General features: G+C 42.5%; 19 protein-coding genes and 1 tRNA gene. 10 read left to right on the top strand and 10 right to left on the bottom strand.

The window, feature by feature from the left end:
• Window positions 1–222: 222 nt before the first annotated feature.
• From BM176_RS28285 to BM176_RS28320, 8 genes are all read right to left on the bottom strand, one after another.
• Window positions 223–2,448, bottom strand: a complete 2,226-nt coding sequence (locus BM176_RS28285; RefSeq protein ID WP_090107763.1) for a sodium-translocating pyrophosphatase — start codon at window positions 2,446–2,448, stop codon at window positions 223–225.
• A gap of 71 nt (window positions 2,449–2,519) precedes the next feature.
• Window positions 2,520–4,058: an NAD(P)H-hydrate dehydratase gene (locus BM176_RS28290; RefSeq protein ID WP_090107764.1), complete on the bottom strand. Its 1,539-nt coding sequence runs from the start codon at window positions 4,056–4,058 to the stop codon at window positions 2,520–2,522.
• A gap of 116 nt (window positions 4,059–4,174) precedes the next feature.
• The gene (locus tag BM176_RS28295) at window positions 4,175–4,699 is read right to left on the bottom strand and encodes a hypothetical protein (RefSeq protein ID WP_090107765.1); all 525 of its coding nucleotides are present in this window, start codon (window positions 4,697–4,699) and stop codon (window positions 4,175–4,177) included.
• 31 nt (window positions 4,700–4,730) lie between these two features.
• Window positions 4,731–5,189 (bottom strand): hypothetical protein, encoded by a 459-nt coding sequence (locus BM176_RS28300; protein ID WP_090107766.1) that lies wholly within the window; start codon window positions 5,187–5,189, stop codon window positions 4,731–4,733.
• A 42-nt stretch (window positions 5,190–5,231) separates the two neighbouring features.
• Entirely contained in the window at window positions 5,232–6,362 is a 1,131-nt protein-coding gene (gene nhaA, locus BM176_RS28305; protein WP_090107767.1) for a Na+/H+ antiporter NhaA, read from the bottom strand.
• A gap of 2 nt (window positions 6,363–6,364) precedes the next feature.
• On the bottom strand, window positions 6,365–8,233 hold the full coding sequence (locus BM176_RS28310; RefSeq protein WP_090107768.1) for an OstA-like protein: 1,869 nt from the start codon (window positions 8,231–8,233) through the stop codon (window positions 6,365–6,367).
• Window positions 8,230–9,228, bottom strand: coding sequence for an MlaD family protein (locus tag BM176_RS28315; protein WP_090107769.1), 999 nt, complete (start codon window positions 9,226–9,228; stop codon window positions 8,230–8,232). The genes BM176_RS28310 and BM176_RS28315 overlap by 4 nt, the downstream gene beginning before the upstream one ends.
• Window positions 9,229–9,427: 199 nt before the next feature.
• Window positions 9,428–10,843 carry an N-acetylmuramoyl-L-alanine amidase family protein gene (locus BM176_RS28320; RefSeq protein WP_090107770.1) on the bottom strand — a complete coding sequence of 472 codons (1,416 nt, stop codon included), beginning with the start codon at window positions 10,841–10,843 and terminating at the stop codon, window positions 9,428–9,430.
• Between the two features lie 240 nt (window positions 10,844–11,083).
• Here BM176_RS28320 and BM176_RS28325 point away from each other — a divergent pair, with 240 nt between their 5' ends.
• The gene (locus BM176_RS28325; RefSeq protein ID WP_143097946.1) at window positions 11,084–13,822 is read left to right on the top strand and encodes a putative LPS assembly protein LptD; all 2,739 of its coding nucleotides are present in this window, start codon (window positions 11,084–11,086) and stop codon (window positions 13,820–13,822) included.
• Between the two features lie 33 nt (window positions 13,823–13,855).
• Here BM176_RS28325 and BM176_RS28330 read toward each other — a convergent pair whose 3' ends face one another.
• Together BM176_RS28330 and ung are read right to left on the bottom strand one after the other, a co-directional pair.
• Window positions 13,856–14,614: a lysophospholipid acyltransferase family protein gene (locus BM176_RS28330; RefSeq protein WP_090107772.1), complete on the bottom strand. Its 759-nt coding sequence runs from the start codon at window positions 14,612–14,614 to the stop codon at window positions 13,856–13,858.
• A 26-nt stretch (window positions 14,615–14,640) separates the two neighbouring features.
• Window positions 14,641–15,312 carry a uracil-DNA glycosylase gene (ung, locus tag BM176_RS28335; protein ID WP_090107773.1) on the bottom strand — a complete coding sequence of 224 codons (672 nt, stop codon included), beginning with the start codon at window positions 15,310–15,312 and terminating at the stop codon, window positions 14,641–14,643.
• Window positions 15,313–15,419: 107 nt separating this feature from the next.
• On the opposite strand from ung, the gene BM176_RS28340 reads away from it, so the two are divergent.
• From BM176_RS28340 to BM176_RS28375, 9 genes are all read left to right on the top strand, one after another.
• Window positions 15,420–15,496: transfer RNA gene (locus BM176_RS28340), tRNA-Arg, on the top strand.
• Between the two features lie 190 nt (window positions 15,497–15,686).
• On the top strand, window positions 15,687–15,902 hold the full coding sequence (locus tag BM176_RS28345) for a hypothetical protein (protein WP_090107801.1): 216 nt from the start codon (window positions 15,687–15,689) through the stop codon (window positions 15,900–15,902).
• On the top strand, window positions 15,896–16,186 hold the full coding sequence (locus BM176_RS28350) for a type II toxin-antitoxin system RelE/ParE family toxin (protein WP_090107774.1): 291 nt from the start codon (window positions 15,896–15,898) through the stop codon (window positions 16,184–16,186). Before BM176_RS28345 ends, BM176_RS28350 begins: the two co-directional genes overlap by 7 nt.
• Before the next feature lie 151 nt (window positions 16,187–16,337).
• Window positions 16,338–16,862 (top strand): hypothetical protein, encoded by a 525-nt coding sequence (locus BM176_RS28355; protein WP_090107775.1) that lies wholly within the window; start codon window positions 16,338–16,340, stop codon window positions 16,860–16,862.
• Window positions 16,863–16,875: 13 nt separating this feature from the next.
• On the top strand, window positions 16,876–17,010 hold the full coding sequence (locus BM176_RS33010) for a hypothetical protein (RefSeq protein WP_255373601.1): 135 nt from the start codon (window positions 16,876–16,878) through the stop codon (window positions 17,008–17,010).
• A gap of 598 nt (window positions 17,011–17,608) precedes the next feature.
• A complete protein-coding gene (locus tag BM176_RS28360) occupies window positions 17,609–18,052 on the top strand; it encodes a helix-turn-helix domain-containing protein (protein ID WP_090107776.1) in 444 nt (147 codons plus the stop codon).
• A gap of 104 nt (window positions 18,053–18,156) precedes the next feature.
• Entirely contained in the window at window positions 18,157–18,549 is a 393-nt protein-coding gene (locus tag BM176_RS28365) for a VOC family protein (RefSeq protein WP_255373602.1), read from the top strand.
• Between the two features lie 5 nt (window positions 18,550–18,554).
• Window positions 18,555–19,004 carry a DUF1569 domain-containing protein gene (locus tag BM176_RS28370; protein ID WP_090107777.1) on the top strand — a complete coding sequence of 150 codons (450 nt, stop codon included), beginning with the start codon at window positions 18,555–18,557 and terminating at the stop codon, window positions 19,002–19,004.
• Window positions 19,005–19,417: 413 nt separating this feature from the next.
• Window positions 19,418–20,545: a hypothetical protein gene (locus BM176_RS28375; RefSeq protein WP_090107778.1), complete on the top strand. Its 1,128-nt coding sequence runs from the start codon at window positions 19,418–19,420 to the stop codon at window positions 20,543–20,545.
• Window positions 20,546–20,647: the final 102 nt, after the last annotated feature.

Here is a 20,647-nt window from a genome sequence, read left to right on the forward strand (position 1 = left end):
ACAAATGAAGAGCTTGCGGGTTACAGCCTTGCCATTCCCTCATTTCGGCAGGATTTTAAATAATGAGGAAGGTGTTTGCATAGATTTTTTTGATATCCCTGTTAAATCACGCCATACATATGTTTTATAGAAAAAATTAAAGCTGGTCTTTTTAGACCAGCTTTAATTTTTCTTGAGGCTTGTTTTCAACATTGAATACAGGCCGTTTTATTCTAAGAAAACTTATTTCTTTACTGTTACTACTTTAGTCTCTATCACCTGTTCTGTTTTCACGGTAGTTTTTTCTACTACCTTGATTGTATGAAATAGTTCTGCAAGGGTAGGGGCAATCACCAGTGATACGATAGACATTAATTTGATAAGGATGTTCATAGATGGACCGGAAGTATCTTTAAAAGGATCTCCCACAGTATCTCCGGTAACGGAAGCCTTATGTGGTTCTGATTTTTTATAGTAGGTAACGCCATTAATTTCAACACCTTTTTCAAATGATTTCTTTGCATTATCCCATGCACCACCAGCATTATTCTGGAACATCCCCATAAGCACACCACTTACTGTAGCACCTGCCAGGAATCCACCCAGTACTTCTGGTCCGAAGATGAAACCCATAATAATAGGTGCCAGCAACGCAATAGCACCCGGTAACATCATCTTCCTGATAGACGCCTGCGTAGAGATAGCCACGCATTTATCGTATTCGGGCTTGCCTGTACCTTCCATGATTCCCGGAATCTCTTTAAACTGCCGGCGCACTTCTTCTACCATACTCATTGCCGCTTCACCTACTGCACGTATTGCAAGGGAAGAGAAAATGAAGGGGATCATACCTCCTACAAATAAACCTGCGAGTACATCAGCTTTATAAATATCAATACCGCTGATCCCTGCCACTCCTACAAATGCAGCAAATAGTGCAAGTGCGGTGAGGGCTGCAGAGGCAATAGCAAAACCTTTACCGGTAGCTGCTGTTGTGTTACCCACTGCATCCAGGATATCTGTTTTTTCACGAACATCTTTAGGCAGTTCACTCATTTCAGCAATTCCACCTGCATTATCTGCAATAGGACCAAAAGCATCGATGGCCAGCTGCATGGCGGTAGTGGCCATCATACCTGCTGCCGCTATTGCCACACCATATAAACCCGCACAATAGAATGAACCATAGATCCCTGAGGCAAGTACCAGGATAGGCAGTAAGGTAGATTCCATACCTACAGCCAAACCACCGATCACGTTTGTTGCATGGCCTGTGGACGACTGGCGGATGATTGACATTACCGGACGTTTGCCCATAGCGGTGTAATATTCTGTGATCATGCTCATTAGTGTACCTACTGTGAGACCCACTACGATGGCACCCACCACACCGTTTTGAGTGATAGCTTTGGCACCTTCTTTCAACTGGTCGGTACCTGGAATGAAGTCGCGTTTTAAATAGATCGCATCTGCTGGCAGAATATAATATACCAGTGCAGCACTGGCAATACCAGAGAGTATGATAGATCCCCAGTTACCCATATTCAATGCTCTTTGTACTACACTTGTGCTTAAACCGGCAGTATCAGAGATGCGAACAAATAAAGTGGCAATGATAGAGAATACGATACCCATGCCGGCAATCAGCATAGGTAATATGATGGGGGCTAATCCGCCAAAATTGTCATGAGAAATAATTTCGCTGCCCAATACCATGGTAGCAAGTACTGTGGCCACGTAGGAACCGAAAAGATCGGCGCCCATACCGGCTACGTCTCCCACGTTATCACCTACGTTATCTGCAATGGTAGCAGGATTACGGGGATCATCTTCGGGGATGCCAGCTTCCACTTTCCCTACCAGGTCGGCGCCAACATCTGCAGCTTTGGTATAGATCCCGCCACCAACGCGGGCAAACAGTGCGATGCTTTCTGCGCCCAGGGAGAAACCCGTCAATACCTCAATGGTCTTGATCATCTCATCTGTATTGGCAGTTGCTCCAAAATATGCTTTCAGCAGAATGAACAGGGAACCCAGTCCGAGTACAGCAAGACCCGCTACCCCCATTCCCATTACAGAACCTCCTGTAAAAGAAACTTTTAGAGCTTTTGCAAGGCTGCTGCGTGCCGCCTGCGCGGTACGTACATTCGCTTTAGTGGCTATCTTCATCCCAATAAAACCGGCAGTTGCAGAAAATACCGCACCCATAATAAAGGCCAGGGCAATGGTCCAGTCGGAATTATGGTGAGAGGCTCCCATATAAGCAAGTAAAAGAGCTGCTATGATCACAAAATAAGTGAGGATCTTATATTCAGCTTTAAGAAATGCCATTGCACCTTCTGAAATGTACCGGGCTATTTCCTGCATTTTTTCATTACCGGGATCCTGACGGGATACCCAGGAACTTCGGATTGCTGTAAATAGTAACGCTATTACGCCAAAACATGGAACGAGATATACAATATTCATATCGGGAATTTTTACAATTCTATAAATATAAACTTTTATCAATTACGATAATGAATATCCGTAAACCGGATTTATCGATTTTTATGCAACTTGAGAAAAGTGGCGCCGAGAAAGCTACTGATATCTTCGGCTGTCATAGCCTCCTGTGAATGACTGGCTGCGGCGTAATCGCCGGCAAGGCCATGGATGTAAACCCCCAGCAGCATCGCTTCTTTAGGGGTATAACCTTGTGCCAGCAGGGAAGTGATAATGCCTGTGAGTACATCTCCACTACCTCCGGTAGCCATGCCGGGATTGCCCGTTGCATTAAAATAAAGGGAGCCGTCAGGACTTGCCATGGCCGTATACCTGCCTTTCAGCAATATATGAAGTTGTTTTTCAACGGCTTTTCGTATCAGTAACTCCAGTCGTTCTATATCATTGGCTGTTTTACCGAATAAGCGTTCAAATTCTTTGGGATGAGGTGTTAATATGGAATTGGCGGGGACTTTAGCCATCATACCAGGGGCTGTGGAGAGGATATTTAATGCATCTGCATCCAGTACCATTGGCTGATGATAGTTTTCCAGCAATTTATCCAAAGCCCAGCAGGTTCCGGCAGCTGTACCCAGTCCGGGACCTATGCCAATAGCTTTGTATCGCCTGGCTTCTTCCTCAGTAGATATATTATTATGGAAGCTGGAACTGTGATCGTATTGCTCATCTGTAATACACATGGCCGAAGGCACAGAGATCTGAATGATCTCATATCCGCATTTTGGAATATGACAGGAGAGCAATCCCACACCTGCCTGCAGACAGGATTTAGCGCTTAGTACAGCTGCTCCCATTTTACCATGACTCCCGGCTATCAGCAATACATGGCCGAAAGTGCCTTTATGTGAAAACGGCTTGCGTGGTTTGTATATCGCACGGATCTGTGCTTCATCAGTTACCTCAAAACGTGCGGGGGTATTGGCGATGTAATCAGGATGCAGCCCGATGGATAAGAGATGTACTTCACCTACGCGCATCGCATTTTCGGGTAGCAGGAAGGCTAGTTTATAAAACTCAAAACTGAGGGTATGATGTGCCTGTATTGAAGGCTGATTAATAGAGGAAGTATCTGCCATTAATCCCGACGGAATATCTATTGCTATTATTGTATGCTCATCATAAAGTTTGTTTACGCTATCGATGAGGTCTGCTGTCAGCCCTTCTGCGGGTCTGCTGAGTCCTGTACCCAATATGGCATCAATCAGAACTGAGCCGGGCGTAAAAGAAGGTAAATCCGCTAGTGTGTGAATATGATGAAGGTTGCCAGGATAGTGTTGCTGCAGGGCTTCATAATTGGCCAGTTGGTCTGCAGATGATTGTTTGCTGTGATGTACGATGTAAGCCTGTGCGTTGCAGCCCAGATTTCGAAGTAAACGGGTGATAGCTAGTCCGTCTCCGCCATTATTCCCCATACCACAAAGGATGGAAACAGGATATTGTGCGATGTGATGTTTAACGAGCCAGTCAGTACTGGCAAGCGCGGCTTTTTCCATCAGTTCCAGGCTGCTGATGGGAGTGTGCCTGATTGTATAAGCATCAGCTTCGCGTATTTGTGGAGAGGTGAATATTTTCATAATAAACCTGCCTAAGGGGCATGGCTTATAAATATAATAATTCCTAAAACGACAATGACGAATTGCGAATGAATAATTTCATCACAATTCGTCATTGAATAATTTTTACAGACAGATTATCTGAAAGTATACCTTGCTGATATACCACCAATTTCTTCACCCATGTGATGTGTTCCACCACTGAAATTGAAGTATGGTTTTAAGTCAGCACTTACTACCAGGGGAATCTTTCTGAAAGTATATTCCAAACCGAAAATGCCATCCAGACCGGCTGTTGCATATGTACCATCGCCGTGGCGGTAGTAGTTGTCATAATCGTAATCATAACGGTCATAGAACCCTACGTGTGCTCCACCACCTGCATACATTACGAATTCAGACTTGCCGAAAACGTTCCAGTTGTACTCATACAGGCCAGTAATCGTAGCGTTTCTGTTTCTGCTTACATTGGACGTAACCAGGCCTTCAATTGCATGTGGACCGGTAATGAAGTGTTTTACAGTAAAGCCAACCAGATAAGGATTAACCCTTACACCAATAGCTGTCGAATAATTTGCGGGCGAATCGCCTCCTCTTTTTTGTGCACTTGCCTGTACAGTGATCATTGCAAACAGGCCAAAGAATAACACAAGTTGTTTCATATATAACTGGTTTTAAAGAATACGCAATTTTTTATCTCCCGAATGTATACCTCACTGAAATAGCAAAATCCGCCAGATCTGAGGATGTGTTGAAATGAATGGCAGGCTTCCAGTCAAGGCTTAAATTGATTGGTAAGGAGGGGAATGTATAATCTATTCCGCCAATACCATCTACACCTGCAATAAACTTCACATTACCTTCTTCCTTACGACTCCCCATATGTGCTCCTCCCCCTATAAACCATCCAAAACCATCTGTAGTTAATGCCGACAGGTCAAAATGTCTTTCGTATAATCCTGTGATGGTAAATGTGTGCGCATATGCCCCCGCTATACCTTCTACTGCATTTGCATCGTCAAAAAAATATCGAGCTGTAGCACCAAATGGCAATCCAAGGCGTAAGCCCACCTGGGGGTTACCTTTCAACTGCGCATTTGCATGGTTGATACCCAGTCCCAGAAGCATCGTTATGAACAGCGTTTTTTTCATGTTAATTGGAATTGCTCTGCAATAACGATGCCAGTATGGCGATTATTGCTTCTTTAAGTAACAATAGCCAACTATACCGGATATCAGGGATGCCGCAATTACGGCTATCTTTGAAGTTATCTGCAGGGAAATTTCCGTAAATGCCAGGGTGGAAATAAAAATTGACATGGTAAAACCTATGCCGGCAATAATACCAACTCCCAACACCTGCGACCAACGGGTGTGATGGGGTAGGGTTGCCAGTTTGAGCCGGGCAGCAATGTAAGAAAATCCGAAAATACCCAGTGGTTTACCAATGACCAACCCCGCCAGAATCCCATAACTGATTGAATTATTGAACGTATGCAGTATATCCGGAGGAAATACGATAGCTGTATTAGATAGCGCAAAAACCGGCATAATGATGAAATTCACAGGATCATGCAGGCGGATAATGAGAGCCGGTAATCGCGTAAGCGGCATACAGCAGGCCAGTAACACACCCGCTATCGTTGCATGGATTCCGGAGTTATAGATACAGTACCATAATATAATACCCGGTATAATATAGAAAACCAGTTTTTGGATCTTGTACAGGTTCAGGATGATAAGTAATAGCATAATGCCCGCAGCTCCAAGGAGATAGCCTGTATGCAGACTTGCAGTATAAAAAACAGCGATGGTAAGGATTGCTCCCAGGTCGTCTATAATAGCCAGGGCTGTCAGGAAAATCTTTAAGGTAACTGGTACCCGGTTGCCCAGCAGGGATAATACACCGAGTGAAAAGGCGATATCTGTGGCCATCGGAATACCCCAGCCATGTGCGTAAGCAGTACCTCCATTAAAAAGCAGAAAGATCAATGCCGGGCAGACCATTCCTCCAAAGGCGGCTATTACCGGTAGCATGGATTTACGTATAGACGATAATTCTCCAATGGTCAGTTCTCTCTTGATTTCCATTCCTACCAGGAAGAAGAAAGGAACCATTAAACCGTCATTGATCCAGTGTAATGTAGTATGTGGGAAATTTCCAACCGGAATATGTACTACAGTGTCCCACAATGCAAGATAAGCCTGTTGCCAGGGTGAATTGGCAAGGAACAGGGAGAGAATAGTACATATGATCAGCACAATTCCTACTGCCCGGCTATCATGTAAAAACTGGTAGATAGGAGAGAGGAATTTTTTGATCATGGTTATTCTTTTTTCGTTGTTATTTCAGATGCTGTTTTAATATTTATGGTCCCTATCAGATCATATTTTGATTTGGGTTTCCGGTCTATTTCCCAGTGGAAGTTTTCCAGCAGCAGCTGGTCCAGCGGGCGTTGAGAGAAAGGATACATGGTTCCTTCCGGATCTTTAATAAATGTAACGTGATGCAGTTCGCTGTTTCTGAAGTAGATGTTAATGATACCACTCAGTGTTTTATTTACACTGATAAAGCCACCATCATCATCTTTAATGTAATAGATACTTTCAGCATTCCCGTCAACGTGCATCCAGTCAAGTGTTTGTCCTGAAAAGTAGCCGGTGATCTGGTTGCCTTTAATCTGGTTATATAAATTCTTTCCTGCTTCTTTTACAATAAGGCCATTCTGATCCAGGAGGATTTTATCTGCAGTCTGGTTTTTAATATACAAGAAGATCGTATCGCCGGTTAGCTGTGTCCCAGTTGCCCACAATACGGGTTGTTTATAAAAGCGGAAGATAGAATCTTTGGAAGAATAATATAAACTGTCTGCCACGCCCTGTAATGAATCCGAAAAGATCTTTACATTATGCCATGCCATGAGATAACGGGTTTCGGAAGTATCTTTCTTTTCGCTTGTGGTATCAGATTTTAATGCCAGTGTTTGAGGTTTGGGACCTATCTCCACTGTATCTTTCTTAATCACCAGAATTGAATCTGCAGCCTTTGTGATCACTAATGCTGAATCCCGTCCGGCTTCTGTCGAGTCTTTTATCGCAAGGGCCAAACCCTTCATAAATGCCGAATCTTTTACCGTTCCGGATGAATCAACATCCTTCCGGAGAACCAATACCGAATCCTTTCCTGCTTTCGGATTAATATGTTTGGTAGTATCTTTTTTGATAATTCCGGAGAACAGGGTATCGGCGGTAACGAACATGGTATCTTTTTCGCGTTCCATGATCATTAGCGGATGCTGGGTAGCCAGGATCGTTTTCTCCTTCTGGTTTACTGTACCATAGTTGGAGAGTAATGTCATTTTCTGGGCAGTATCGCGGTAAACCATGTTACCGGTAGCATATGCCATGCCGGTAGCTTTGTCCATCGTGATATTATCTGCAGTAATGGTAGCAGTACTATCTTCAATGGTAGGTCTGCTGTCAAAGTTTCCCTGGCCTGATTCTGTATTATAAGTACCGGAAGTAGCGTACATAATGGTCTTACCATCATTGATGGTAGTTGGTGCCACTATGGTTGCTATTTTGGTTTCTGTATTATAAAGGAGTGTATCGGTAGTGAGGGTATACTCCGGATCTATCATCACTACATTTTTCTTAAAATAAACGTCTTTTGTATCTGCATAGTAGAAGCCTTCCTGGCTGGTGAGTACACTTTTACCGTTTACCAGCTTTCCTCCCTGTACATAAGTACCTATACGGGCATTCATATCATATTGCAGTTCCGGGCCGGAAATGGTGATTTTGCCATCGGTAAGTCTGGCATTATCGCGGAGGGTAGCCAGTTTGGTATCTCCTTCATAATGAAGGTAGTCTCCATAGATATTGATACTGTCTGCCTGGTTGATGTGGATATGTCCATAGGCATCCAGTACGTTGTCTGCCCTGTTAATGAGCGCGCTATCGCAATAGAAGAGGGTATTGCCCTGGCGAAAGATGGCATCTCCTATAAAGCGGTTCAGCTGTTGGGAGTCTTTGGTGATTACATTCAGTTTATCCGACTGAATGATATGAATCACCTTGGTAGAATCCGTATTGCCCTGTGCCGGTTGCTGTGCCATCGCCGGAAAGAACCTACCCAGGCAAATCCCTGCCAGGATGAGCCCGTATTTTGCTAATTGCTGCATCTTCAAGATCATAGTGCCTTTGCGGTATCTGATGGTATGGGCTGTACTTTTGATTTCTTGCCGAACAGAGAGAAATGTACGTATCGTTTAGGATTAGCTTTAAGGTCTTCCAGCAGTTTATTCAGGCTTCCCAGAGAATTCTGCAGGTTGTTATAGACCTTTTTGTCATTCATTAATAATCCCAGTGATCCATCTGTACTGTTCAGCTTTCCGAGCGTCTCATTGAGGCGTGTAGCCATTTGCTGCAGCTCAAGAAGTGTTTTATCCAGATTTCCGTTGGCCAGGGCAGAAGTTGTTTTTTCTGCATTGGTAAGGATGCCTGTTATTTTATCATTATTATTCTTCAGATTTCCGGAAATAGACTGAAAGTTATTAAGGGTAATAGCCAGACTGCCTGTTTTAGGATCCAGCATCCTGTTCAGGGAGGCTGAAGTTTTGCTGAAGTTACCCATAGTTGTATTCAGGTTAGCGATCGCTTCACGCAGGTTCCCTTTGGTGGTAGTATCGAAAATGGAGTTGACAGTGAGCAGTACGGAATCTACAGATCCCAGTGTAACTTCCAGCTTTTTAACCAGGGGGCTTAACTGTTCCTTCAGGGCATCTGTGATAGAGCCGTCTACGGCTGCATATACGGTATCTCCATCTTTCAGATATGTATTAGCGTTACCAAAATCGATCTGAACGGCTTTACTGCCTAAAAGATCGCTTGTAATACGGGCAACGGAATTATAAGGGATGTTTATTTTCTTCTTGATTCTAATGGTAACCAGGATCTTACCTGCATTATTGTCCAATACATCGAGATTAGCAACATTCCCGACTACCAGGCCATTCACCTGTACGGTATTGGATGGCTGGAGTCCGTTCACTTGTGTATATACAGCATAAATAGTTTTACCAGATGAAAAAAGGCTCTTTCCTTTTAATAGATTAAAACCCAAAAACAGTAATGCAATAGACACCGCAGTAAGAACTCCTACTTTGGTTTCATTAGATACTTTAAGCATGAGAATACGTTATACGTTCCTGCAAAAATAAACAAAAAAGGTTGCGGGCAATCAATTGTCGGATCGAAATACCAATACAAGATCTGATACCGGCTTTTCAATTCCAGGTATTTATGCGGCAATCAGGTGTAAAAAGAAGGATTTTCGGGGGATAGGGGTTGTTAACAGTACTGGGGGTATGGTGGTGTATAGCAGGAAATTATCTGCTGGCCAGGCGATTATTGTTTTTTAATGGTAATACAAAGGCATTCCAGAAGCCAAGCTGCTTTGCTTTACGCAAAGCAGTATTGGCTTCTGGTTCCGATCTGAAACTTCCCCAGATATATTTGTTAAGTCGTTTATGATTGATCGTTATCTGTTCCTGCCGGATGTTTCCGGCAAGTTTATTAAAGATGGTAGAGTTGGAGCGATACTTCTTATCTGTTATCATTAACTGGATATCATACGCGAAGGAGGGCTTTAAAACCACTTTTCTGGAGGCTATAGCCTTTGATGTATTCTTAGAAGAACCTTTGGAAGCCAACACTTTAGTGTTTTTTTCTTTGGTACTTGTCTTTTTGGCGATGCTGGTTCTGGAAGCGATTGTTTTAGCCGGAGTGGCTTTCGTCGTTTTACCCTTGGCTACCGTAACCTGCTGACGGCCAGTACCTTTTTTGTAGCTGATAGGAGTTGGCTGCATACTGGGAGCCTCCTCATTATCAGGGGTGCTATAACGGCCCAGTTCATCCTTATAGCGTTGGATTGCTTTATAGATACAGGTGGCTGCTTCCTGCTGGCCCTCTTCAGAGTTGAGATACCTTTCTTCTTCCGGGTTGCTGATAAAGCCTAATTCCACAAGTACGCTCGGCATAGCGGTGGCCTGCAGTACCCATATCCCTTTTTCATCACGTTGTCTGGCTCCACGGCTGATTCTTCCTACATGAGTAAATTCATCTTCTATTAATGTAGAAAGGCGCAGGCTCTGATCAAAATAGGTGTTGCGTAATGTATTTAATAATATAAAGGTTTCAGGATCAGACATATCCATTACCTGGTTAGCACCTTCAGAATTTGCATCGAGCATGATTACCGGGCTTTCTCTCAGGGATTCTGTTTTAGCAGTGTTCTTCCCGGTGGCCCATACATAGGTTTCTGTACCTTCTGCGGTACTGGGGGAGGTAGAATATATAGGACGCTTGGTGGCTACTTTGCGTTTGCCTTTCTTTACATACACCGTTTTATACCCCGTAACCCTGCGGGTAGGACCTGCAGAATTACAGTGGATAGAAATGAAGAGGTCTCCTTTTTCCCTGTTGGCAATAATAGCTCTTTCGTTAAGATCTGCTTTAAGGGTAGAGGCCAGGGCGTTACTGGTTTTTCGGGTATATACCACACGTACATCCTTCATATTGGCTTCTATCAGTTTCCCTAGTTTAAGGGCTACATCCAGGACAACACCTTCTTCTGTCGAGAATTTACCGTGAGCACCCGGCGTTTGGGCACTATGTCCCGGATCTATAATAATTGTTCTTATAGGGGGATTTCTTTTTTTGCCACCGGGGGCATCTTTGGCAAAAATGAAAAAAAGTCCTAGTAAAGTGCTACATCCTAAAATCCAAAATCGGTTCCAGCGCATGACTCAATTTTTATTTTAATATAATGGGCGTTAGTTAGTTATAGTTATAAACGACAGATCCTGCTTCTTTATTCGATATGATCCGTCATTCTTTATTCTTATTTCATCGATACATGAGGTGTTAAATATGCTCCAACAGTCTTTTTCGTTTTACGATTGATAATAATTTGTATAAAATCTTGTAGGTTTGTGCCCGTTTAAGACATGCACCTGAATTACAAAAATAATTATAAAAAGTTTTTGCGACTGATATACCTGGTATTTGCCGGTATAATAATTGTCGTTCCCTTTATTATAGATGCTATAGCAACTCCCGCGCCACATCTTCCTGACTACTTTAACAAAAGTTTCACAGATACCGTGCCGATTGCAAAAGATACGGTGTTGTTCCGAAAAAAAGATGCAATATCAGTAAAAAAAGACACTTCGGTGCCTTCAATAACAGATAGTATGCATGCTGTTACCGATACAACGGGTATAGATAGTCTGGATATGCCTAAGCTATCTAAAGACAGCCTGGACGCTATTGTAACATATAAAGCAAAGGATTCCATTGTATTAGTGGTACCGGACAAACGTTTTTATCTGTATGGAACTGCCAATACGAAGTATAAAACAGTAGACCTCAGTGCTGAACGGATGAATTTTAATCAGAGTACTGGTATTCTGGAGGCTACTACTGCGCTGGATACCAGTGGCAAACCATATGGCCGTCCGCAGATGACGGATAAGGACCAGAGCTTTGATTCGGATACCTTACGCTATAATTTTAATACACAAAGAGCTAAGATCTATAATACCCGTTCTCAGTACGGGGAGGGGTTTGTTGCCAGCCAGCAAACAAAGCGCATGGCAGACAATAGCATTTTCGGTTTCAAAAATGGTTATACCACCTGTAACCTGGATACTCCTCACTTCCAGTTCAGGGCGCGTAAGATCAAAGTGATTCCGGATAAGCTGGTGATATCCGGTCCGGCCAACCTTGAAATAGAAGGGGTGCCCACACCTTTATTTATACCATTTGCGATATTTCCTATTACCCAGGGACAGAGTTCCGGGATTCTGATGCCGGGTTATGTCGTGAATGCGCAAAAGGGGATGGGGCTTGAAAACGGTGGTTATTATTTAGGGTTGGGAGATAATTTTGACCTTACCATGCGTGGTGATATTTATTCTTATGGAAGCTGGTCATTGACTGCCAGTCCTACGTACAGAAAGCGATACCATTATAATGGAGGGATGACCCTGAGCTTTGCAAATACGCGTTTTGGGGATCCTTCTGTGAAGACTGAGTTTAGCCGCTCGCGTGACTTCCGTGTAACCTGGAACCATAGTATGGACAGTAAAGCTCGTCCTGGTGTGAACTTTGGTGCGAATGTGAACTTTGGTACCTCCAGCTACAACACGTATAACGTATACGATTATGCGACCCGTGTAAATAATAATATCGGTTCATCCATCAGCTTTTCCAAAACCTGGCAGGGTAAGCCTTATAACTTTACTTCCAGCCTCACTCACTCTCAGAACCTGAGTACGCGTGATGTGTCTATATCATTTCCATCTGCCACCTTTAACGTAAATACACAGTATCCTTTCCAGCCCAAAGAAATGGTAGGGCCATCTAAATGGTATTATAAGTTAGGGATTGGTTACTCTACTGTATTGAATAACAGTGTCACATTTAAAGATTCTGTGTTCGGGAAGTCTAAAATGTTTGATGCGTTACAGTCGGGGATGAAGCATAGTATTCCTATTTCGTTCTCTATTCCGGTATTGAAGAATTTTACGCTTTCTCCCGGGATCAGTTATTCAGAATACTGGTATACGAAGAAAACAAAACGTGAGTGGAAAGATGACAAGCGTGTGAGTGTAGACTCTGTAGGAGGTATTGATACAACATATGAATCCAAATTTTTTGCAGCCAGACAAGCCAGTGCCAGCATATCGCTCTCTACAGCATTGTATGGTATGTACCAGTTCAGCAAAACATCCAAGATAAAGGCTATCCGGCATGTAATGCGGCCTACTATCAGTGCCAGTTATCAGCCGAATCTTGCAAAAGATGCCTATTACTATCTGAAATATAACAAGGCTGGTGATAGTATAAGACAATCCTATTTTACAAGTTCTTCAGTAGGCGTACCATCAGATGGCAGGTCAGGGTCTATCTCGTTCGGGTTGGATAACAACCTTGAAATGAAAGTGTATTCAAAAAAGGATACCTCTGCCAATCATGAGAAGAAAATCAAGCTACTGGATGGTTTTGGTATTAATACATCTTATAATATGCTGGCAGATAGTTTTAAGCTGTCTACCTTCAGTATTTACGCCCGAACGAACCTGTTTGATAAATTGAACATTACGGCGAGTGGTAATATAGATCCTTATCAGGTGAATGCCCGTGGCAGAAAACTGGATAAATATGTTTGGAATGCAGGTAAAATCAGCCTGGGACGTTTAACGAATGCCACAATTGCGATGAGTACTTCTTTCCAGTCTTCCGATAAGAAGAGTAAGGAGAAAGAAAAGGAAATCAGCGACATAGAAAATGAGCAGAGTACGGATGCCGCATTCCAGGCCCAGCAAAGGCAGCTGGCAGCAGTGCGTAAGAACCCGGGAGAGTATGTGGATTTTGATATTCCCTGGAAGTTGGATCTTTCCTATAGCTTATCTTACAGCAAGCAAATTATTCCTGATTCTGGAGGTGTGGTAGTCAGTTTTAATCAGTACCTGAGTTTTAACGGAGATTTCAGTCTTACTCCAAAGTGGAAGATAGGGGTGAATAGCGGTATTGATTTTATTAACAGGCAACTAGCTTATACAAATATTTATATATCGCGCGATCTGCATTGCTGGCAGATGTCTATCAACTTAATACCAATCGGTACTTACCGGCAGTTCAGTATTACAATCAGTCCTAAATCTGGAATTTTAAGGGATCTTAAGATTAACCGATCGCGAACGTTCTATGATTTGTAGCTATGCTGAAAAGATAAATAGTGAGGGAGCCTGTTAAGATGTAGCAGGCTCCTTCATTTTTTCGATATGTTCCCACATTATTTTGAATACCTGCTCTTTTAATGCCGGTACATCATCTGCTGTTAATCCTGCTGTTTCTATAGGCTCCAGAAAATGAATATCTATTCTGTGAGGCCATGCAAAGAAGGATTTACCGGAAGGCAATATTTTGCGGGTATTGAACAGTACCGCTGGCATAATGGGCTTCCCGGTATCTATTGCCAGTGAAAAAGCTCCATCATAAAATGATTTAAGTGGGTCGTCAGTTTTGTTGCGGGTACCTTCCGGGTATAATAACATATGTACGCCCATATCCAGGACCTCTTTCATATCCAGAAAGCTCTGTTTCCTGCTTTCCGGATCATCTCTGTCCACCAGTACACTACCTATTTTGTACATGATTCCCCAGACGGGTATTTTGGCCATACTTTGCTTTGCAAGGCTTTTACTGGCACTTGGGATGGCATAGGTTGTTACAGGAATATCCACCATAGAGTTATGGTTACATACAATAATGTAGGGCTGACCTTTTTTGAAATATTTCTTTCCTTTTCTATAAACAGGGCAAAACATCAAAGGCATGTAGATCCACATCCATGCCCTGCCCAGTGTCATAAAACAGCGGATATTCCAGGGGGCTGGAAGGAGGGAAACCAGCCACATTGGTAATAACATGATCAGCATGGTGCTGATAAATAGAATAAGTGCGTACGCAGCGTATAACCTGCCAAGGAGGTTCTTTAGCCAGCTCATAATGTATAAGTTTGTCCCAGTTTTAGTTACAGTTGCCAGTCGACTGGTTCAATACCTGCTTTTGCCAGTAATGCATTCGCTTTTGAAAAGTGCCGGCAGCCGAAAAAGCCTTTATCTGCGCTAAAAGGAGAGGGATGTGCGGCTTTTAGTATATGATGACGGGTAGCATCAATAAGTACCTGTTTATCCTGTGCAAAGCGTCCCCAGAGCATAAATACGACATCTTGTTTGGCTTCGGAGACCTTTTTAATTACGGCATCGGTAAAGTTCTCCCAGCCTATTTTACTATGAGATGCCGGTTCGTTAGCCCTCACGGTGAGCATTGCATTCAGGAGCAATACGCCATGTTCCGCCCATTTGGTCAGGTTGCCGCTTGGCGAAATGGGCAGGCCAAGATCGTCCCGGAGCTCTTTAAATATATTTACCAGGGAAGGAGGGGGTTTCACGCCATCCTGTACAGAAAAGCATAATCCGTGTGCTTGTCCGTCACCATGATAAGGGTCCTGACCAAGTAATACGACCTTTACCTTATCAAAGGGAGTTTTGTCGAATGCATTGAATATCAGGTTCCCCGGGGGGTATATAGGGTGGTTTAATGCTTTCTCATGTTTGAGAAACATCGCGATCTGATCAAAGTAAGATTTGTGGAATTCATCTTTTAAAGCTTCTTTCCAGCTAGCTTCAATTTTTACGTCCATAAAAGTCTTTAATTTTAATAATGGCTGAAATTTTGAATAATTAATAGAATTTTACATAGATTTGCACTCCCAAATCAAAAGTTAAATATACAGGAAATTTGGAAAATGGACCGGTAGCTCAGCTGGATAGAGCAGCTGCCTTCTAAGCAGCAGGTCATTGGTTCGAATCCAATCCGGTTCACCACATTGGAAAGCGCTGAATTTTCAGCGCTTTCTTCATTTTTACTATCGCCGGAACCTTACACATCTTGAATAAATGCTTATTTCTCAGATTCTCCTGACAATTTGGAGTATTCCTGCGTAAAGTTTTAACTTTGTAAAACGCTCGAGAATAAGTATATTGATAGTAAGGTTTAGACAGAAAAATGCTGCTCATGGAACTTATAATTGATTTTGACAACATTGAAGATGCTTCAAAAAAGGAATGGTTGATAAGTACTCTAAAAATTATGGGTATAGACTATCATACTTCTGAAAAGCCGCAAACTCTTGCTGAATATAATCAGGACCTGAATGCAGGTAATGATGAAATTGAAAAAGGAGATTTTATTAACGCTGTAGATTTAAAAAAGGAAGCCAGTAAATGGTAACTGTCTGGAGTAAACAGGCTAAAGAGGAACTACAAAAGGCCTACGAATATATTTTTCAGGATTCACCACTCAATGCCGCTAAAGTGAGGGATGAAATCATTGACATTACCATTGACTTACCCAAGCATCCAAAAAAATATCCACCCGATAAATATAAGTTAGCTAATGATACTACATGGCGTGCTTTTGAAAAACACCATTTCAGAGTATCTTACCGGATAATGCCTAATGAAATTCGTATAGTACGCCTACGACATACGGGCAGAAATCCATTATCCTATTAACCGAATTATTCCTCACGGGTTTATAGGCAATAGCTCTCATCTTTTAGACAACCTTTTTCTTGTATCATTCATCTCTTCGTCAATCAGCCTGACAGTTTCGTGTATCGTACACTGGGACTAGTGGAAATGGCTTATGCATTAATAGTTTTTTATGAAGAAGAAAGTATTTCTGAAGTATGAGTTTATTCTTTTTCTGTACGCTTATCTGCGTCAGGCTGACTTATCGCTGGATAGAAGCAGATGGACTGCCTGGAATGAACTGAAAGAGTATTACAGAAGGGGAATTGAACCGGGTAGAGTAGCTACCCTGTCATTGAATATCACAGATATTGCGGCGCTGTCAGTTGATGTAAAAGTTGAAGAGGCTACCCGTTGGCAGAAGTTCAGGAATTTCATCTACAGAAATGTTCTAAGGAAAAACTATCTCACAGAAGCAGAGGTCTTATATTGTTATCGGCAGTTAAAAGTGTTTGAAAATTATCTAAATAGTAATCTTAATTGGTACACTGTTGATCAGGAAAAATTAAGAATAGATATCTGTTTAATTGCCTATGGTATAATTGAATCTAAATTAAATTTCAGAGACAAATACTACGCAGAGAAAATTGAACACTACCTTCAAAATGAAATACTTATTACAGTGCCAATGAGTGAATTCTCATCCGGAATTATTTAAAAAATAAAAGCAAATGATTAGAAATATTTTTTATAAAACCAGTCTGGTAGGAGTTCTTCTCCTGTCAGGTTTAACTACCAGTCTGTATGCACAGGAACACGGAGTGAAAAAGATTCAACTACCTTGTCTTGAAGGTCCGGCAAAGTAGAACAGTCCTGTTGATGTTGTTATTACCGGTATCCGCGATACTTCATGTAGAGGCTATATTATAAAGACAGATGACGTGGTAGAAAAGCTAGTCCCTGACACTTCATTGAAATACTGGTTGCAATCATATGTTCATCAAAAGTACAAACAACTTACGGTAAATGATCCTCGCTTGTTGACAGCTCCTCTGGATGACTTTTCTCCTCAAGGGATTGCTACAATTAATTATAAATCAAATGCTTAATAGAGATGCACAGCTTCAGATCCTCCCTTAACCGGTTTGAAAGCTGTCCAATCCGGTTCACAAAGAAGCTTCACAAAAATGTGGAGCTTTTTTTATGCAAGTAGCTTAATTGAATAGAGCATCCCGACCAAGGTCGGGAAGGTTTCTGGTTTGAATCCAATCTGGCGCCCACACCAGAATATTTCAAACCAATAGTTTATTCAATTGGTAAACCCTTGAAACGCATTGAACATCCGTCTCGCTTGTGCTTATTGGAACCGCTTCTTCCACGGAAATATTCCACACACTTCTTTCCAACTTCTCTGGTTGACGGACAATATATAAAGCACTAACTTTAACCAGTTGGTGCCAATATATGGAACAGTATAAAAAAATGTATCTCTACAAGCGCATAGTTCAGGCCAAGCTGTTCATGGATAATCACTATGCCGAAAACATCGATCTTGTCCATAGCTCCGAGGAAGCCTGTTTTTCAAAATACCACTTTATAAGACTATTCAAGGCCGCCTATGGCAAAACGCCGCATCACTACCTGGCCGGCATCCGGATCGAGTACGCCAGGCAGCTGCTGAAAACAGACAAGTCTATTCTCGAGGTCAGCATCCTCGTTGGTTATGACAGCCCTACCTCCTTTACCGCCGCCTTCAAAAAGATTGTCGGGATGCCACCCTCTGACTTCCAGACCCGCCACCGGCTGCGAACGGAGAAAATATCGGCCAATCCACTTGTAGCCATCCCCAATTGTTTTGCTCAATCGCATGGATTTATTGAGGGAAAGGAATCGGATGTATCAAAGTAGTGGTGCATCAACCTAAAAATAGCAATTTCGGAGAGGCCGAACTCACGGTAAAAGATCATTTTTGTCCTCGAAATCTTCCGCAAATGATAATAAAAGTAACACACATGTGCGTCTATGTCCTCGATCAGGCCAGCGCCTACGACTTCTATGTGAACAAACTCTGCTTTAAGGTACACACGGATGTCCCGATGGGTAAAGGTACCCGCTGGCTTACCGTTACACCACCCGAACAACCCGACCTGGAGATCACCCTGTTCCCGGTAACGGAAGGAGGAATATTCGACAAGGATGCCGTCAAAGCGATGACCCAGCTGATAAAGGGGGGGCGTTTCGGGCCAGCCGTGCTTGGTTGTAAGGATATCCTTGCCACGTATGAGGAGCTAAAAGAAAAAGGCGTCGTCTTCAAAAAGCCGCCGACCAAAGAATTCTATGGCTATGAAGCCCTTTTTGCCGATGATTCCGGAAACTGGTTCTCTTTAACGGAACTTCCAAAATAAACGCGATGCCAACGATATTTGACAAAAAAGTAAAAGAAGCGATCATCGCCCGGATCCGGTCGCTCAATCCAAACAGCCAGCCTTTGTGGGGAAAGATGACGGTGGCACAGATGGCCCGCCATTGCGCGCTTTGTGAAGCATACTACCAGGGCAAGTTTGACTTAAAACGATCAATCCTCGGACGGGTTATCGGCAAATTAGCGCTGAAAGGACTGTTGAAAGATGAGCAGCCTGGACTGAGAAAGAATTCCCCCACGCCGGCGGCATTCTTGGTAGATGGTAATGTTGGATCGCTGGAAGAAGAAAAGGAGAAGTGGATCGCCCTGATCATGCAATACGACAATTTGCCCGTCGACCATTTTGTGCACTGGTTCTTTGGCAAGATGACCCGTGAGGAGATCGGTCAGTTCGTTTACCGGCATACGGATCATCACCTGCGACAATTCAGTGCCTGAGGGGCCTGGCCACCTGCAAACGGATTCCAACGTATCCTTCCATCCCGCGCTTATGTCGATCTGCGACCAAAGATCCTGGCCAGACTGTGCTCTCTCTTTAGGGCGTTGGGAGCTTCCAAACGTATCTTGTTTGGAGCTTAAATAGTAAGGGTGGTCATCCCTACTTCTTAATTAAATATCTTGCCTAAAAATATACAAAAGCAATCAGGCAATATTTAAAAAAATAAAAGATTTAATCTTGTATAATTGGCTCAAATCTTCTTTCAACAAGTTTGAAGAAATTCCAATCCGGTTCACAAAAAAAGAGGTCATCAATTATGATGACCTCTTTTTTATACCATTAACTACCGGTGTAGCTCATTTGTAGTAGGATGATAATGATGTTCATTACATTAAAATATCATCTTTGAACAATGACAATAGAGGAATTTTCCCAGATCTTTCCAGACAAACAGGTACCTTATGAATTATCCATGCTGCTGACATTTGAACAACAGTATGGACGTTATATGTATTCGAAAGGGTTTAGTCTTTCCATTAAGGGCGGAGCAATTATTGCTGGCTGGTCAAAGGAAAACGATTTTCTAAAGAGGCTGATACCATTTGCAAACGCCAATGAGTATGGCGCAGTGTATGCCTGCTGGGATGATGGTAACAATAAACCGGTTAATGAAATGCCAGTTGTGGTATTTGGAGACGAAGGTGGCGTTTATGTTATGGCTCAGCATATTGTTGAATTATTGCAATTGCTGACCTGTGACAAACGAATTGCAGTCTCTTACAATGGCGTATCGTATAAAGATTCGGGAAGCCTTTATGCATCATCTTATAGAAATTGGGTAAATGAACAATTTAACATCAGTGCCATCGATAACCCACTACCCATAATACAAAATGCGCAGGATGCATTTAAAGTCTCCTTTGATGCATGGCTAACACAATACACCTATACTACAATCACGGAGAAAGAAGCAGAAGAACGTTTTCAGTTGGCAGATTATATTGATACTTTCTGGGGAGATGAATATAGGTACATATTGCTGGAAGGCAATGTAGTAATGGAAGGATTTGTTGACTTGAATACACTTTGCAGGGCTATCAATACCTATGGAATTATTGTTGACGGAAACCTAACTATAACAGGGGGATTGCTGGAATGTGAAATGGACTATGGAGAGACACTATTTGTTATGGGAGATCTGCAAGCTAAAAGCATCAGTAAAGGTGGAGGCGAATTTTATATCAAAGGCAACCTGATGGTGGAACAAACCATCTATAGCTTTTTAAACCAGGGGCAACTAACTGTAGAAGGAAATACAACAGCTACTACCATTTTTTCAGAAGACCAGTATTTTAAGTTTGGCGGAGATGTGCAGGGGCTGCTGATCAGTACAGGTAAGATAGAGGGATTGAGGGCAGACTTTGACACGACTGAACCATTGCTGGATGAATTGATTGAAGATGACAAAAACAGTGATCATGCAACATTACTTCAATACGTTCATGATGGAAAGCCTATTACAAAAGAAAAATACAGGTAATTCGTATACTGATTAATACAAAAAAAGCACAAACACTTGCCGCGCTGATGGATGGACTTTTGATGCTATTTTCATTACAGGAAACAGGAAAACCGCTATCGA

The sequence above is a fragment of the Chitinophaga sp. CF118 genome (assembly GCF_900112615.1).
GTDB lineage: Bacteria > Bacteroidota > Bacteroidia > Chitinophagales > Chitinophagaceae > Chitinophaga.